This is a genomic window from Citrobacter sp. EC_71 (assembly GCF_019584005.1).
Lineage (GTDB): Bacteria > Pseudomonadota > Gammaproteobacteria > Enterobacterales > Enterobacteriaceae > Citrobacter > Citrobacter werkmanii.
Genome location: NZ_VDAY01000011.1, coordinates 54,375 through 68,037, shown reverse-complemented (window position 1 = coordinate 68,037; position 13,663 = coordinate 54,375). Strand labels below are relative to the sequence as shown.

Here is a 13,663-nt window from a genome sequence, read left to right as displayed (position 1 = left end):
GCATGAAATTTTATTGCGCAGGATCAGCAAGCGTAGCGGCAGATTTTGACGCATTGATTACAGAAACATAAAAACACTCTTTTTTAAAAATATTCTTACTTTGTCATAAAACGTTCATTGCCAGACGTTAAAAACCTTCCTGTCTTTTAACGGGGATCACACCCAGTGAATATTAGCGCGTACTTTTAATCAGGAATGAAAATGAAAAAGAGCACTCTGGCATTAGTGGTGATGGGGATTGTGGCGTCGGCATCCGTACAGGCAGCTGAAGTGTATAACAAGAACGGCAATAAACTGGATCTGTATGGCAAAGTGAAAGCCATGCATTACATGACGGATTATGACAGCAAGGACGGCGACCAAAGCTATATCCGTTTAGGTTTTAAGGGCGAAACGCAAATTAATGATGAACTGACGGGTTACGGTCGCTGGGAAGCAGAGTTCGCTGGCAATAAAGCTGAAAGTGATTCCAACCAGCAAAAAACACGTCTGGCCTTTGCCGGTCTGAAATTAAAAAATCTTGGCTCGTTTGATTATGGTCGTAACCTGGGCGCGCTGTACGATGTAGAAGCGTGGACCGATATGTTCCCGGAATTCGGCGGCGATTCATCTGCGCAGACCGATAACTTTATGACCAAACGCGCCAGCGGCCTGGCGACTTACCGTAACACCGACTTCTTCGGCGTCGTGGATGGACTGGATCTGACCCTGCAATATCAGGGTAAAAACCAGGATCGCGATGTGAAAAAACAGAACGGCGATGGTTTTGGTACATCCGTTACCTATGACTTTGGCGGTAGCGATTTCGCCGTAAGCGGCGCTTATACCAACTCCGATCGTACCAATCAGCAGAATCTGCAAACTCGCGGTACAGGCGATAAAGCAGAAGCCTGGGCAACGGGTTTAAAATATGATGCTAACGATATCTATATTGCGACGTTCTATTCTGAAACGCGCAATATGACGCCGATTTCCGGCGGCTTCGCCAATAAAACACAGAACTTCGAAGCGGTTGTTCAGTACCAATTTGACTTTGGTCTGCGTCCGTCACTGGGTTATGTGCTGTCAAAAGGTAAAGATATTGAAGGCGTCGGCAATGAGGATCTGGTGAATTATATCGACGTTGGCGCTACGTATTATTTCAACAAAAATATGTCCGCGTTTGTCGATTATAAAATCAACCAGCTGGATAGCGACAATAAACTGGGCATCAACGATGATGATATCGTTGCTGTCGGTATGGTTTATCAGTTCTGATTTAGGATAAAAAATGCCGGATGGGGTTGCGCCGCCATCCGGCATTTTACTGCTCATTATGCGGTTAATTTAACCGGCTCATCCTTAAAATCGTCAGCAGGCTCCAGCGCCAAATCCAGCGACGTTAACAACCCACGTAATTTTTCATGAAACTCACGTAAGGTGTATTCCAGTCGCTCTACCACTTCAGTCTCTTTCACCGGCACCGCCGTCCAGTTGCCATCTTTATCAAACAAACCAAATTGATAGCTGTAGGTAAAGCGTTTTTCCTGCGCCTCAAGCTCCATCCACCAGCCCCAGAACTCGCGTTTCTCAGGGGCGGGTTTCACGTTGACGCAAACAGCCAAACAATCGAAAAAAAAGCGATTGTCTTCGCACTGCCCTTCCCGGATGTACGGGCCAAGCGCGGTGAATTTCTTGATCAATCTACTTTTCGGATGCCCACTCGGTAACGTCATTACGATCTCCTTAGGTGAAGCTCCTGTTTTACCAAATCGATAAAATTTAGCAAACTTTTAACACAATCTCTGATTGATCCACTTGGTTATTTCTTGCAGTCCTTTGTCAAAATTGCGATACACCGGGTTGAATGGAATCTCCAGCAGCTTACCGTCAGAAGATGACGAGGTGATTAAACGCGACTCCTCTTCCGGGCTAAACGGATCATTTTTCCAGAACCCCGACAGCATTGGCGTCGGGCAGCGTCGCCCCAGCAGCCCCTGCACTTTTAATGAATAGCGATTAAGCTCAACGCGCAGCGCTTCATCGGAAGCGTCATGCATCCCCAGGCGGCTGGCCAGAACGTCAAGATACATTTCCGGGACGCTTGCCTGACGCTGCGGGTCACTCAACAGCGCATGCACAACCGGTCCCAGGCAGGCCACCGCCTTCAGCCGTGACGACTCCAGATACGCCAGGCGTACCGCCACGTTAGCGCCAAAACGGAAACCGAAGGCCGCCACGCGGGTGTGATCCACCCACGGAACATTCGGCAGCGCCTTTAATACATGCTGATGCAGCAGGCTGGAATCCTGAGTCAGTTTCCATTTTGATGAGAATCCGACCGACGGCATATCCAGCGTCAACATGGCAATACCGCGCGGAGCAAAGTAGCGCTCATACAGGGTGTAGTAGTCCGTTTGCATGGAATCGAGACCGCCGCACATCAGTACCGTTGGGAACGGACCATCGCCTTTTGGCATATGCAGGAAGCCGGTTATCGGCGCGCCGCCAGCGACCGCGAATTCCATCTCACGCAGCGTGCCCGGCAGCCGTTGAGCGGCTTCTTCATAGGCGCGATTGGCCAGAGCCTGCGCCTGCTCTGCCAGCTCATCGCCTTTCAGGTGCGGATAAGCGGCAATGTTGTACAGCGTGGAGGCATGCAGCCAGTGGCGCCCGCTCACCTGCGGATCCTCCTCCATAGACGCTTTCTGTTGCCATACCATCGCCTGCTTTGCCCACTCATAGATCCAGTTCCCGCCACGATAGCCAATGACCGTGTCATAGAGCTCTTTATCCGTGCGTTCGGCTTCGCTCATCACGATACGCGCCTGCACTTCGAGGATTTCACGCGGATCGATGCCGCGCCAGATCCACATCAGGCGATTCACCATGCGATACCAGTGCGGGATTGTTTTGCCATCCAGGGCAGATTGTACGGACGGCTGCGCGCCGTGATTAAAACGACGAACCAGCGTAGACGTTTCAGGGTGTTTGAAGCGGGGTTTGAACAGGACTTCGCTGAGGTTAGCTTGTGACATTCTTGCAGCCTCCATGAATACTCATTAAGGCATAGTGTAACCTGATGGGGATTAATAAAGAACAACGCCCGGCATAGCCAGGCGTTGAAAACGGTGTTGATTAACGACCAGAGATCGGCGGGACAAATACTACGCCCATATCCCACGGCTGCTCAATCCAGGTATCCTGAGGGATATCAACAACATAATCATTTACCAGCGGACGTCCTGCCGGTTTTGCGAAAATAGTGACGAAATGCGCTTTAGGATACATTTCGCGGATCGCAACTGCGGTGCCGCCGGTGTCAACCAGGTCATCGATGACGATAAAACCTTCACCGTCGCCTTCAGCACGCTTAAGCACTTTCAGCTCGCGCTGGTTGTCGTGATCGTAGCTGGAGATGCATACGGTATCGACATGACGAATACCTAATTCACGCGCCAGCAATGCGCCCGGCACCAGACCACCACGGCTAACGGCAATAATGCCTTTCCATTGTTCAGAAGGCATCAGGCGGCTTGCCAGTTTACGTGCATGGATCTGCAACATGTCCCAGGTGACGACGTATTTTTCGCTCATGTGAAGTGTCCCAGCCTGTTTATCTACGGCTAATTAATAAATTGAGGGTGAACCAGGTTGCGCGAGATTATAGAGATCTGACGCACTAAAAACTAGTGTTTCGCGGAATCCACGCCTCTTTTTGCATGCTTTATGCTAGCCGTCAGCGGAGAAAGTGGTATTCTCAATCGCATCGCGCAAGCCTGACTTGTGGTGTTTTTTATTCAGCTAACCCCGTGCCCTGCAAGCAAGTTTTGTAGGACATCGCCAAGGAGACTCAACGTGTCTGAACTGTCTCAATTATCCCCGCAACCGCTGTGGGATATTTTTGCCAAAATCTGTTCTATTCCTCATCCGTCCTACCATGAAGAGCAACTCGCTGAACACATTCTGAGCTGGGCCCAGGAGAAAGGTTTTCACGTCGAGCGCGACCAGGTCGGTAACATCCTGATTCGCAAACCTGCCACTGCTGGCATGGAAAACCGCAAACCGGTTGTTCTGCAGGCGCACCTGGATATGGTCCTGCAGAAAAACAACGACACCGTGCACGACTTCACCAAAGATCCTATCCAGCCTTATATTGATGGCGACTGGGTGAAAGCTCGTGGCACCACGCTGGGTGCGGATAACGGCATCGGTATGGCGTCCGCGCTGGCCGTCCTGGCGGATGACAACGTGGTACACGGTCCGCTGGAAGTGTTGCTAACCATGACCGAAGAAGCGGGTATGGATGGCGCGTTCGGTCTGCAGGCAAACTGGCTGCAAGCAGATATCCTGATCAACACCGACTCTGAAGAAGAAGGTGAGATCTACATGGGTTGCGCAGGGGGTATCGACTTTACCTCAAATCTGCCGCTGTCCCGTGAAGCGGTTCCGGCTGGTTTCCAGAGCTTTAAACTGACCTTAAAAGGTCTGAAAGGCGGTCACTCCGGCGGCGAAATCCACGTGGGTCTCGGTAACGCGAATAAGCTGTTGGTACGCTTCCTGGCGGGCCACGCTGAAGAGCTGGATCTGCGTCTGATTGATTTCAATGGCGGTACGCTGCGCAACGCGATTCCGCGTGAAGCCTTTGCGACCCTCGCCGTGGCTGCTGATAAGGTTGATGCGTTAAAAGCGCTGGTTAACACTTACCAGGAGATCCTGAAAAACGAACTGGAAGCCAAAGAGAAGAATCTGGCTCTGCTTCTGGATGCTGTCGCCAACGATAAAGCCGCGCTGACCGCGCAGTCTCGCGATAGCTTTGTTCGTCTGCTGAACGCCACTCCAAACGGCGTGATCCGCAATTCCGACGTGGCGAAAGGCGTGGTGGAAACCTCCCTGAACGTCGGTGTCGTGACCATGACTGACGATAATGTACAGATCCACTGCCTGGTTCGCTCGCTGATCGACAGCGGTAAAGACTACGTGGTAAGCATGCTGGATTCACTGGGCAAGCTCGCCGGCGCCAAAACCGAAGCCAAAGGCGCCTATCCTGGCTGGCAGCCGGATGCTAACTCTCCGGTAATGCACCTGGTTCGCGAAACCTATCAGCGTCTGTTCAACAAAACGCCGAACATCCAGATTATCCACGCCGGTCTGGAATGTGGCCTGTTCAAGAAACCGTATCCGGAGATGGACATGGTGTCCATCGGGCCAACCATCACCGGTCCGCACTCCCCGGATGAGCAAGTTCATATTGAAAGCGTCGGCCACTACTGGACGCTTCTCACTGAACTGCTGAAGTCGATTCCGGCGAAGTAAGTCTCTGTAATAAATGCCGGATGGCACTGCGCTTATCCGGCCTACATGCTGATTTGTAGGCCGGATAAGGCGTTTATGCCGCCATCCGGCAATACATCAGAGTCAAATCCCCAGCAGTAGCTGTCTTTCCAGCTGTGGATCCAGCAGCGTAACGTGTAATCCCACCAGCCTCACGCCCCGCCCTCCCCGACGTTCATCCCAGGTTTTGCGCGCCGTCGCAATTAAGTCATCTTTACTTAAGCGCGGCCAGACGTGCTCCTGCGTGGTTTGCTGAAAATCATTAAACTTGAGTTTTACTCCCTGCCGGGCGATCAACAGATCCGGTTTTACCTTTGCCAGACGTCGTTCCAGTTCAGGATAAAGCCGCTCAATGATCTCCTCACATTCAGCCCATTCATGAATATCTTCTGCCAGCGTACGCTCGACGCCGACTGATTTGCGCAGTCTGTCATTGTTGACGTCACGCTCATCAATGCCCTGGCTGCGTTCCCACAACACGCGACCAAACTTACCAAAACGTTTGAGCAACATGGCCAGGTCGTATTTTTGAACATCCTCGCAGGTACGCAACCCCATCGCTTCCAGCTTAGCGGCAGAAACTTTGCCAACGCCGGGTATTTTCCCTAACGGCAGCGTTCTGAGAAATTCAGGAACATCGGCGGGGGTAATGACATATTGCCCATTGGGCTTATTGAGATCGGAGGCTATTTTTGCCAGAAACTTGACCGGCGCAATCCCGGCGGAGGCGGTTAACTGTAGCTCGTTGAAAATCGTCTGGCGGATCTCCTGCGCTATCAGCGTGGCGGAACCGTGACAGTGAGCGCTGTCGGTTACATCCAGATAGGCTTCGTCCAGCGAAAGAGGTTCAATCAGTGAGGTATAACGGGAGAAGATCGCCTGAATCTGGCGGGAGGCTTCTTTATAAGCCTCGTATCGACCAGGCAATAACGTGAGATGCGGACACAGTTTTAACGCCATTCCGGTCGGCATTGCGCTACGCACGCCAAATTTACGCGCCGGGTAATTGGCAGTGCTGATAACCCCCCGGCGTTCACGACTGCCGCCGATAGCGATGGGAATGTCGCGTAGGGCTGGATTATCACGCATTTCCACCGCCGCGAAAAAACAGTCCATATCAACATGTATGATTTTGCGCATCACTCGCCTCCCCACAATACTGTTTAAGTATACAGTATTTTTATGGTGTGAGAAGTATGATTATGCCTTACGCTGGACCATTCATAACGAAGCGCGCATCGCACAGATAACGCACGATGTCCGTGGCCTTATGCTCTGCGGGATTACCCGCCGTACTGACAAAAAGTTTATTCACTTTGCGAATCTTTGCCCGCAACAATTTTTCGATCGTCATCAGGCGAAAGGCATCATTTTCCACGCAGAAAAGCTCGTAGTCGCCCAGACGCTCTCCACAAATTTCACAATGATTCATCCAGTAACGTAGCCCGGTAGTTTTACTTTTATCCAGATAGTAATTGCTGGCTTTGATGTTCTTTTTTATCTCTTCAGGCAGAGAATTAATGTGGAACAGAAAGGTATTCCGTCGAATAGATTGCCAGCCTTTGCCATCCTGATCTTTTCTGATAAAGCGGGTAAACATCACTCCGTGAATATGGGTGAGCTGGTGGCAGTTCCAGCAGTGCATCTTCGAGGTAATCACCAGATAGTACGGCGCGACGATGTTAAAACTGTCGGTGTTGTAGACATAGTCACGAAGCGCCTCGTTTAGCTCATGGGGTTCGGTGTACCAGATCCCGGAAACTTTGTCGAAATGCGCGCCCTGACAGGCCACATCCGTGACGTTATCAGTATGAATATCCAATGGAATAATATGGGTTACATCTATCACATTGCCTCCCTGCGGGATAATTTGCCCCCACGTTGCGTGGGGGACGGGGAACCGAATTAATGCGTGACGGGAGCAGAATGTTGGCGTAAAGAAGTCACCTGCTTTTGTTTGTCGAGCTTATCAACCAGCGGCTGTACCACCTTCTCGCCATGCTGACCAAAATATTGATACAGCGTATCGGAAGCGCTTTGCGTCAATACCATAATCTCAATGCGACGGTTGCCGGCGCTTTCCGGATTTTTCGCATCCAGCAGCATTTGGTCGGCCATAGCGCTGACCTGCATAACTTTATCCTGCGGCATTCCGGCATCTTCCAGCACACGACGGGCCGACAATGCGCGGTCGCCTGACAGGTTCCAGTTGTTGTAAATGTTACTCTTATAGCTCATCGCGTCCGTATGCCCGGTAATGATGATCTTGTTGTCCAGCGAGTCAAACACAGGGGCCAGCTCAACCAGCAGCGATTTAAAGAACGGCATAATTTTGGCGCTACCGCGTTCGAACATATTACGGTTCTGATCATCTTTAATCAGTACGCGCAACCCCTGAGGAACAATCTCCATTTCAAGGTTGGTCTCCATATGCGCATTGCGGGCAATGACGTTAATGTCGGTCGCCAGCTCGCCTAGCTCCTGGGCTGATTTTTGTTTCAGTAACGCCGTTTTCTCGTTCACGTCCAGCGCCTTTTTCGCGTTCTCTTCCGTGATCCTCGCCGTCTCCTGTGGATTCACGGTTTTATCAAGCTTGTTGCGCGTGACGTTTTTCTTCTGCGCGCCTGGCGCTATCGGCTGCTTGCCCAGCTTGTTCAACGGCGCCATACCGCCACCGTTAAAGATTGACTGACCATGCAGCGCCGCCACGATATTTTCGCGGTCAGCCTTGCTGACGCTGTTCACAATCCACAGCGTCATAAACAGCGCCATCATCGCCAGCGTAAAATCAGCAAAGGCGACCTTCCACGCCCCGCCATGATGACCTGCATGGTTCTTTTTAATTTGTCGGCGGATAATGGTGGTTTTCGCGCCGCGATCGCGACGATTTGGCCCCTTCCTCATGCTTATTCCTGCTCCAGCATCGCATTAACCCACGCATCCAGATTGGCGAAAGTGGGTTTAGAGGCCAGATGGAGAAGTTTACGGCCAGCATCGACCGCCAGTAGCGTCGGTTTACCGCCCGCTTGCGCCACCAGCACGGTACGAACGCATTCGAGCAGCGAATGCTCTGCCCGCGCCTGCTGTTCCATGGCGTTTGCCAGCGGGTCCATCAGGCAATAACAGATGAACACCCCTAAGAATGTCCCCACTAACGCCGCCGCCACTTTCAAACCGATAAGCGCAATGGAGCCATCGATAGACTGCATGGTGATGATAATGCCCAGTACCGCAGCACAAATGCCGAATCCGGGCATCGCCTCGGCGGTACGCTGCAAGGAGCGCGAAGGGGTTAACAAAGACTCTTCGGCGGTATCCAGTTCCTGATCGAGGATCCCTTCCAGTTCATGGGCATCGATTTTCCCCATCGCCATCAGACGGAAGTTATCGGCGATAAATGTCACCAGTCGCTTCTGAGTCAGCACCAGCGGGTATTTCTGGAAAATGGTGCTTTCTTCCGGCTGCTCGATATGCTGATCCAGCATACGCAGACCACCGTTCTGCACCATTTCCAGCAGCTCATACAGGCACATCAGTAGCTGACGCTGAAACTCCGGTCCCATTTTCTTTTTACTGATCACCCCTTTGATCTGGTGGGCGATCTCTTTCAGGACATGTACCGGGTTACCAATAATCATCGCCCCCAGACCAGCACCGACGATAATAATAATTTCTGCTGGCTGCCAAATAGCAATTAACTGCCCACCAGCCTCAAAGTAGCCGCCAAATACGCAGCCCAAAACCACTAATAAACCAAAAATCTTTTGCATTACGTCCTCCGCATGTTGATTCGGAATTGTTAGTCTGGATATAAACAATCACGAATCTTGTGCGTGATTTTTTTATTCATTTGACAAATTCGGGCTTCGGTCAGCCCTAATACCAGCGCGATCTCTTTTAAATTCATATCGTGTTGGTAATACATTGAGAGCACGAGGCCCTCTTTTTCGCTGAGTTGGCTCAGGGCGTAACTCAACATCTCCTGGGTGACGAATTGCTCCTCAAGCCCCCGCCCTTCGAGCAGTGCAATCGGCATATCGCCATTCAGTAATTCATCCAGACTGGCCAGCGTTTCGGCGCCTTCCAATTGTTGATATTCCTGATAATCCTCAGACGATAATCCCAGCCGGGACAACTCCTCCCATGAAGGCTCATGCCCAAGCTGTGTGCGCGCATCACGAATCAAATCTTTAATCTGATGGTATTTTTGCCGTAGCTGGCGAGGCCGCCAGTCGAGGCTGCGCAGCTCATCCAGAATTGCGCCGCGTATGCGGTGGACGGCATAACCGGCAAAACCTTCGTCTGGCTGACCGTAGCGGCGAATCGCGTTCAGCAATCCCATCAGCGCCGTTTGTTCCATATCCTGCCTGTCCATAACGCAGGTACATTGCGGCGCAAGTTGACGCACCACTTTACGCACCAAAGGTAGATAAGCCTGTAAATAATGGCTCTCTTGCTTTGGCGTGAGCACGGGCGTCGCATTAAAGTCTTCTGACTCGTAAGCATCCTGTATCATGTTATTTCCTGGCTTGTCGCTTATTGGAACACGACTTTTTTCACCAAAATGTCCTTATAAGGTGTCGCCATTTTGCGTTTCGCTAATTCGACTTTCAGATTCTCAAATACTTTCTTTCTGATATCGGAGATCTTCAGCGCCCGAATATCTTCATATTTCATATTCGAGAGCTCATCTACGGTAATACTTTGATAAAGCGGTTCGTCCTTCTTAATTTTTTCAGCGTCTTTCTCTGAATCAACGACCATTACCAGCTCAGCGACCATATAGCGATCGCCCCCTTCATCATCATGCAGCGTAACCACCGTTTCTGGCAGGGAGACAAAAATACTGCTGGATTCATCCTGGCTGTCTTCCGCTTCATGAGCGGGAGTCGCTGCTGCAGCCGTGGTTCCCTTATTCATAGAATGATAAATGCCCCATCCGGCGCCCCCTGCAATAGCCAAAGCGACGACGGAGCTGATCACACACGCGATAACAATTTTCTTCATCTTGCTCTTACACTTTGATCAGAATGGATTCGTTTTGTTGAAATTGAGGTTCGTCGTTAAGCGTTAACGCCGACGTCACCTCATCCTGTTGATGACCTGACTGCTGTTTTTGCTGCTGCGATTGTCCCTCGGAAGAGACCTGAACATTGACTTCCATGAAGTTCTGCGCCGTCAGGTGCTGGCGTAGGTTGTCGCTAAATTGTTGCAATGAGCGGCAGACATCGCTCTGATTTGCGCCGATGTGAACCATCAGCTTGCCTGCATCCAGTTGCACGGCGATTTCCAGTTTGCCCAGCGAAGGAGGATCAAGACGAATGGTCGACACCTGCTGTTGCTGACCAATCTGGAACTGAATTCTGTCTTTGAGCAGCGCAGTAAGTTTTTCCCCAAGTTCCTCCGTTGACATCGCCACCGGCGAGGACGCTTGCGTCGACACGATGTTATGGTCAGTCAGCGGATTCACCGGCTGATTTCCCTGCGCCGCGGTATTGAGCAAACTTTGCGTAGAGGGCGCTGGGTTAACCGTCACGCCAGCGGTTTTTCTCTCAACCACCGTGCGAGGACCGGCGTTCTGGGTTGCTTTCACCCGAGCAGAAATTTGTTGGGTGGTCGAGAGTGACGCAGGCTCCGGCGCAATCGCACGCAGATCCTGAGCGGAAAACGTCGCCAGCTTAGCCTGCTGATCCGGCGTTGCTGACGGCAAATCCTCGCTGAGTGACGCCAATAACGTTTGCAGCTTAGGCGGCAGTGACGATAAGTCAGTTGTGTGCTGCTCAGCCGATGGCGTGGACGTGTTTTCCGGCTGGGCCATGGCGCTCGCCAGTTGGCGCAGCAGTGATGACCCCGAATGGGTGGTTTGTACCTGCGCCAGCATTTTCAGCATTTCACCATCAGGCTGCTTTTGTAAATCGGCCGGAGCTGCCTGAGTCGGTTGCGCCAGTAGCATAGCCAGCAATGCTTGCATGGCTGCCGGATTCGCATCGTCTTGTTTATGTGCAGCCGCCGATGTCTGCTGATGACTCAGTTTTGCGCCAATCAGCCGCTCAACCGCGGCGTTAAGCCCCGACTGAGGTAAAGAAAATGTGCCGCTGCTTGCAGAGGCCGCCGACGCCGAAATAGTCGCCTTTTCCGGTGTGGCCTCTGTCGACGCACTGACCGAGGCCAGTAATACAGGATTCATGCCTTCTCCGAAATTAAATTAACCATTGAATACGCCAACATTCCTTCCTGGTTTTGCTGATGTTTCTCCATGCTCGTTTTGAGTTCTTCCGCACGCTGCGTGCGTCGTTCAATCAGCGCCTCAAACGCCGTAAGCATTTTGCGTTTCACCTCACCCAGCGCGGCGTCGTCAGTTTCCCAGGTCGCATAAGTATGAAAATCACGCATCACCTGCTGATGCAGTCCGGGCAAGCGCCGCCACCGTTTTTGATCCAGGGCATCGTTCATCGCCGCCACCAGGGCATAAAGTTGCTGTTGCTGACGCTCTCTTTCCATCGCCTTATCCAAGTTTTGCCGACAGACCTTCCCAGCCTGTGCGCAGATTCGTCAGGATGAGGATCACTTCATCAATTTTTTCTAACGACAATTCGCCGCTGGCTTCATACAGTCGGTAGACGCAGTGGTCATAAAGCCGGGACAGGTTCACCACCAGCTCGCCGCCGGTTTCAAACTCCAGCGAACTGGTTAAGGCGTTAAGAATATCGATGCATTTATTGATGCTTTGCGCTTTACGCTCGTAGCGTTTGTTCTCAATGTGACTTTTCGCGCGTTCCAGTTCGTCCATCAGTCCCGAAAACAGCACCAGCACCAGCTCTAACGGCGATGCTGCTGCCGTACGCGCAGCAAGATCCATCTCTTTATATTGCGAATAACCATCCTGCGTGTCGTACATATTGGTTTTTAATCCTTATTTTAAATCAGCCGGTTACATAAACGCGGCCATACTTACTTTCATGGTGTTCACCTCAACCAGCGTATTGGTGTACTCTTCCACATAGCGCTCATAGTTCGTGTTATATGTCTGCGTTAGCTGATCGCCTTCATCCGAAATCTTGTCCTGCTGGTCATCAATGTTCTCCTGGCGCATAGCAATGATGCCGTTGCTGGAATCCAGATAGCTGTCCATCAGGTCGTCCATTTGCGCGACCATGCTGTCATCGCCGACAAAGATTGAGGTCAACCCGTCCGGGTTCTCTTCCATTTCTTCGCTGAACTGGGTGGAGTCAATTTGTAAGTGACCGTCGGAATCCAGCGTGATGCCGTAATCCACAATCGATACGCCGCCGTATGAAGCGTGAGCGATATCATCCATCTGATTTGCCAGCGAATTCATCCCGGCATCACCGGCAAAGACCCCGGCAGCGGTGTCGTCATCGCCATAGCTGGTGAGAGAATCGATGGTGTCGATCAGCGTGTTATAGGCATCTACGAAGGTTTGCACTTTTGCCTGAGAACCACTGGAGTCTTCAGCAATGGTAAAAGTGGTCAAATCGTCAGGATCATTAGGATCGCTGGCCTCGGTGAAGGTCATGGTTACGCCGGGGATCACATCATCAAAAGTGTTGGTGCTACTGGTGATTGCAGGACCTGTTTGACTTCCGAGATGAATTTCTGCGTCCTGCGCATCCGTGACGTTATTTTTGCTGGCTGTGACCTCATCAAGGAATGTGTCGTTTCCCGAGACATTTATAGAGAATCCGCTTTGCGCCCCCGTGGTATCGGACGTCAGCATAATGGTGGTTGTCCCATCGGTTTTGACCAACGCCGCCGACACGCCGGGGTTATCATCCGAGTCATTAATGGCATCAACCAGTTCGTTGGCATCAATAAAGCTGTCGCCATCTTCATCGGCAGCCGCGAGATCGATATCCATGGTCGTGCCGTCATCCATCGTTAGCTCAAACGTGCCGGATGCGCTAAACGTGTCATCGCTCATGCTGAAGGTCGTCTGCTGCGCCTCTGCCAGTTTTGTGACATAGAATGAATAGGTCCCCGCCTGCGCCTGCGAGTTCGCTGACACCGTATTCGCCTCATTATTCGAGGTGGCAGAAAACGTCAGCGGGCCGTCAGTGTCGCTGTTAAGCGCGTCTATTGCTGACTGAAAGTCAGTGAGCGCCGAACTTAACGAGTCCAGGCCGTTACTCTCTGCATCCAGCTCAGCCTGTTCGTTCTGCAAGTTTGCCGCCTGGGTGGCAATATCTGCGTAGGCAAATTCTTGTGCTAATTTTTGGATCGGACTCGTAAAGCTCATAATCAGTGACTCCGTGCAACGTTATTTATGTGATAGCAAAATACATGCCAATATTTTTATTATTTATATTCAGTAGGTTATCTTAGTAGCGGA

The 13,663-nt window shown here is 51.4% G+C and carries 15 protein-coding genes; 2 read left to right on the top strand and 13 right to left on the bottom strand.

The genetic code is table 11. The annotated features are described in order from the left end of the window. Positions 1–201 precede the first annotated feature (201 nt). On the top strand, positions 202–1,257 hold the full coding sequence (phoE, locus tag FHD02_RS13730) for a phosphoporin PhoE (RefSeq protein ID WP_042310379.1): 1,056 nt from the start codon (positions 202–204) through the stop codon (positions 1,255–1,257). A gap of 56 nt (positions 1,258–1,313) precedes the next feature. Here the strand turns inward: phoE and crl are convergent, their stop codons facing one another. From crl to gpt, 3 genes are all read right to left on the bottom strand, one after another. Continuing rightward, the gene (crl, locus tag FHD02_RS13725) at positions 1,314–1,715 is read right to left on the bottom strand and encodes a sigma factor-binding protein Crl (RefSeq protein ID WP_061383058.1); all 402 of its coding nucleotides are present in this window, start codon (positions 1,713–1,715) and stop codon (positions 1,314–1,316) included. A 57-nt stretch (positions 1,716–1,772) separates the two neighbouring features. Continuing rightward, positions 1,773–3,017, bottom strand: a complete 1,245-nt coding sequence (frsA, locus tag FHD02_RS13720; RefSeq protein WP_137360659.1) for an esterase FrsA — start codon at positions 3,015–3,017, stop codon at positions 1,773–1,775. A 100-nt stretch (positions 3,018–3,117) separates the two neighbouring features. Beyond that, positions 3,118–3,576, bottom strand: a complete 459-nt coding sequence (gene gpt, locus FHD02_RS13715) for a xanthine phosphoribosyltransferase (protein ID WP_003031380.1) — start codon at positions 3,574–3,576, stop codon at positions 3,118–3,120. Positions 3,577–3,837: 261 nt separating this feature from the next. Between gpt and pepD the strand changes: the two genes are divergently transcribed. Next, positions 3,838–5,295: a cytosol nonspecific dipeptidase gene (gene pepD, locus FHD02_RS13710; protein WP_220393973.1), complete on the top strand. Its 1,458-nt coding sequence runs from the start codon at positions 3,838–3,840 to the stop codon at positions 5,293–5,295. Positions 5,296–5,397: 102 nt separating this feature from the next. Here the strand turns inward: pepD and dinB are convergent, their stop codons facing one another. From dinB to fliD, 10 genes are all read right to left on the bottom strand, one after another. After that, a complete protein-coding gene (gene dinB / locus FHD02_RS13705) occupies positions 5,398–6,453 on the bottom strand; it encodes a DNA polymerase IV (protein WP_137360657.1) in 1,056 nt (351 codons plus the stop codon). Positions 6,454–6,520: 67 nt separating this feature from the next. After that, the gene (locus tag FHD02_RS13700; protein WP_220393972.1) at positions 6,521–7,162 is read right to left on the bottom strand and encodes a DNA primase; all 642 of its coding nucleotides are present in this window, start codon (positions 7,160–7,162) and stop codon (positions 6,521–6,523) included. Positions 7,163–7,218: 56 nt separating this feature from the next. Further along, positions 7,219–8,217, bottom strand: coding sequence for a putative lateral flagellar export/assembly protein LafU (lafU, locus tag FHD02_RS13695; RefSeq protein ID WP_200007997.1), 999 nt, complete (start codon positions 8,215–8,217; stop codon positions 7,219–7,221). Between the two features lie 2 nt (positions 8,218–8,219). Continuing rightward, complete coding sequence (gene motA / locus FHD02_RS13690; RefSeq protein WP_006685923.1) at positions 8,220–9,083, bottom strand: flagellar motor stator protein MotA; 864 nt, start codon at positions 9,081–9,083, stop codon at positions 8,220–8,222. A gap of 29 nt (positions 9,084–9,112) precedes the next feature. Further along, the gene (locus tag FHD02_RS13685) at positions 9,113–9,829 is read right to left on the bottom strand and encodes a FliA/WhiG family RNA polymerase sigma factor (RefSeq protein ID WP_220393971.1); all 717 of its coding nucleotides are present in this window, start codon (positions 9,827–9,829) and stop codon (positions 9,113–9,115) included. Positions 9,830–9,849: 20 nt separating this feature from the next. After that, positions 9,850–10,320 carry a flagellar basal body-associated protein FliL gene (fliL, locus tag FHD02_RS13680; RefSeq protein WP_200007999.1) on the bottom strand — a complete coding sequence of 157 codons (471 nt, stop codon included), beginning with the start codon at positions 10,318–10,320 and terminating at the stop codon, positions 9,850–9,852. Positions 10,321–10,327: 7 nt separating this feature from the next. After that, positions 10,328–11,500 (bottom strand): flagellar hook-length control protein FliK, encoded by a 1,173-nt coding sequence (locus tag FHD02_RS13675; RefSeq protein WP_137360653.1) that lies wholly within the window; start codon positions 11,498–11,500, stop codon positions 10,328–10,330. Continuing rightward, entirely contained in the window at positions 11,497–11,814 is a 318-nt protein-coding gene (locus tag FHD02_RS13670) for a flagellar protein FliT (RefSeq protein ID WP_137360652.1), read from the bottom strand. Before FHD02_RS13670 ends, FHD02_RS13675 begins: the two co-directional genes overlap by 4 nt. 4 nt (positions 11,815–11,818) lie before the next feature. Beyond that, a complete protein-coding gene (gene fliS, locus FHD02_RS13665; protein ID WP_003843794.1) occupies positions 11,819–12,211 on the bottom strand; it encodes a flagellar export chaperone FliS in 393 nt (130 codons plus the stop codon). A 33-nt stretch (positions 12,212–12,244) separates the two neighbouring features. Further along, the gene (gene fliD, locus FHD02_RS13660; RefSeq protein WP_137360651.1) at positions 12,245–13,570 is read right to left on the bottom strand and encodes a flagellar filament capping protein FliD; all 1,326 of its coding nucleotides are present in this window, start codon (positions 13,568–13,570) and stop codon (positions 12,245–12,247) included. Positions 13,571–13,663 lie beyond the last annotated feature (93 nt).

What these genes read in the sequence shown, in the direction of transcription:
- lafU (WP_200007997.1), bottom strand. Translation starts at nt 8,217, where the DNA reads ATGAGGAAGGGGCCAAATCGTCGCGATCGCGGCGCGAAAACCACCATT.
- FHD02_RS13670 (WP_137360652.1), bottom strand. Translation starts at nt 11,814, where the DNA reads ATGGAAAGAGAGCGTCAGCAACAGCAACTTTATGCCCTGGTGGCGGCG.
- dinB (WP_137360657.1), bottom strand. Translation starts at nt 6,453, where the DNA reads ATGCGCAAAATCATACATGTTGATATGGACTGTTTTTTCGCGGCGGTG.
- FHD02_RS13675 (WP_137360653.1), bottom strand. Translation starts at nt 11,500, where the DNA reads ATGAATCCTGTATTACTGGCCTCGGTCAGTGCGTCGACAGAGGCCACA.
- FHD02_RS13685 (WP_220393971.1), bottom strand. Translation starts at nt 9,829, where the DNA reads ATGATACAGGATGCTTACGAGTCAGAAGACTTTAATGCGACGCCCGTG.
- frsA (WP_137360659.1), bottom strand. Translation starts at nt 3,017, where the DNA reads ATGTCACAAGCTAACCTCAGCGAAGTCCTGTTCAAACCCCGCTTCAAA.
- crl (WP_061383058.1), bottom strand. Translation starts at nt 1,715, where the DNA reads ATGACGTTACCGAGTGGGCATCCGAAAAGTAGATTGATCAAGAAATTC.
- fliL (WP_200007999.1), bottom strand. Translation starts at nt 10,320, where the DNA reads ATGAAGAAAATTGTTATCGCGTGTGTGATCAGCTCCGTCGTCGCTTTG.
- gpt (WP_003031380.1), bottom strand. Translation starts at nt 3,576, where the DNA reads ATGAGCGAAAAATACGTCGTCACCTGGGACATGTTGCAGATCCATGCA.
- fliS (WP_003843794.1), bottom strand. Translation starts at nt 12,211, where the DNA reads ATGTACGACACGCAGGATGGTTATTCGCAATATAAAGAGATGGATCTT.
- phoE (WP_042310379.1), top strand. Translation starts at nt 202, where the DNA reads ATGAAAAAGAGCACTCTGGCATTAGTGGTGATGGGGATTGTGGCGTCG.
- fliD (WP_137360651.1), bottom strand. Translation starts at nt 13,570, where the DNA reads ATGAGCTTTACGAGTCCGATCCAAAAATTAGCACAAGAATTTGCCTAC.
- motA (WP_006685923.1), bottom strand. Translation starts at nt 9,083, where the DNA reads ATGCAAAAGATTTTTGGTTTATTAGTGGTTTTGGGCTGCGTATTTGGC.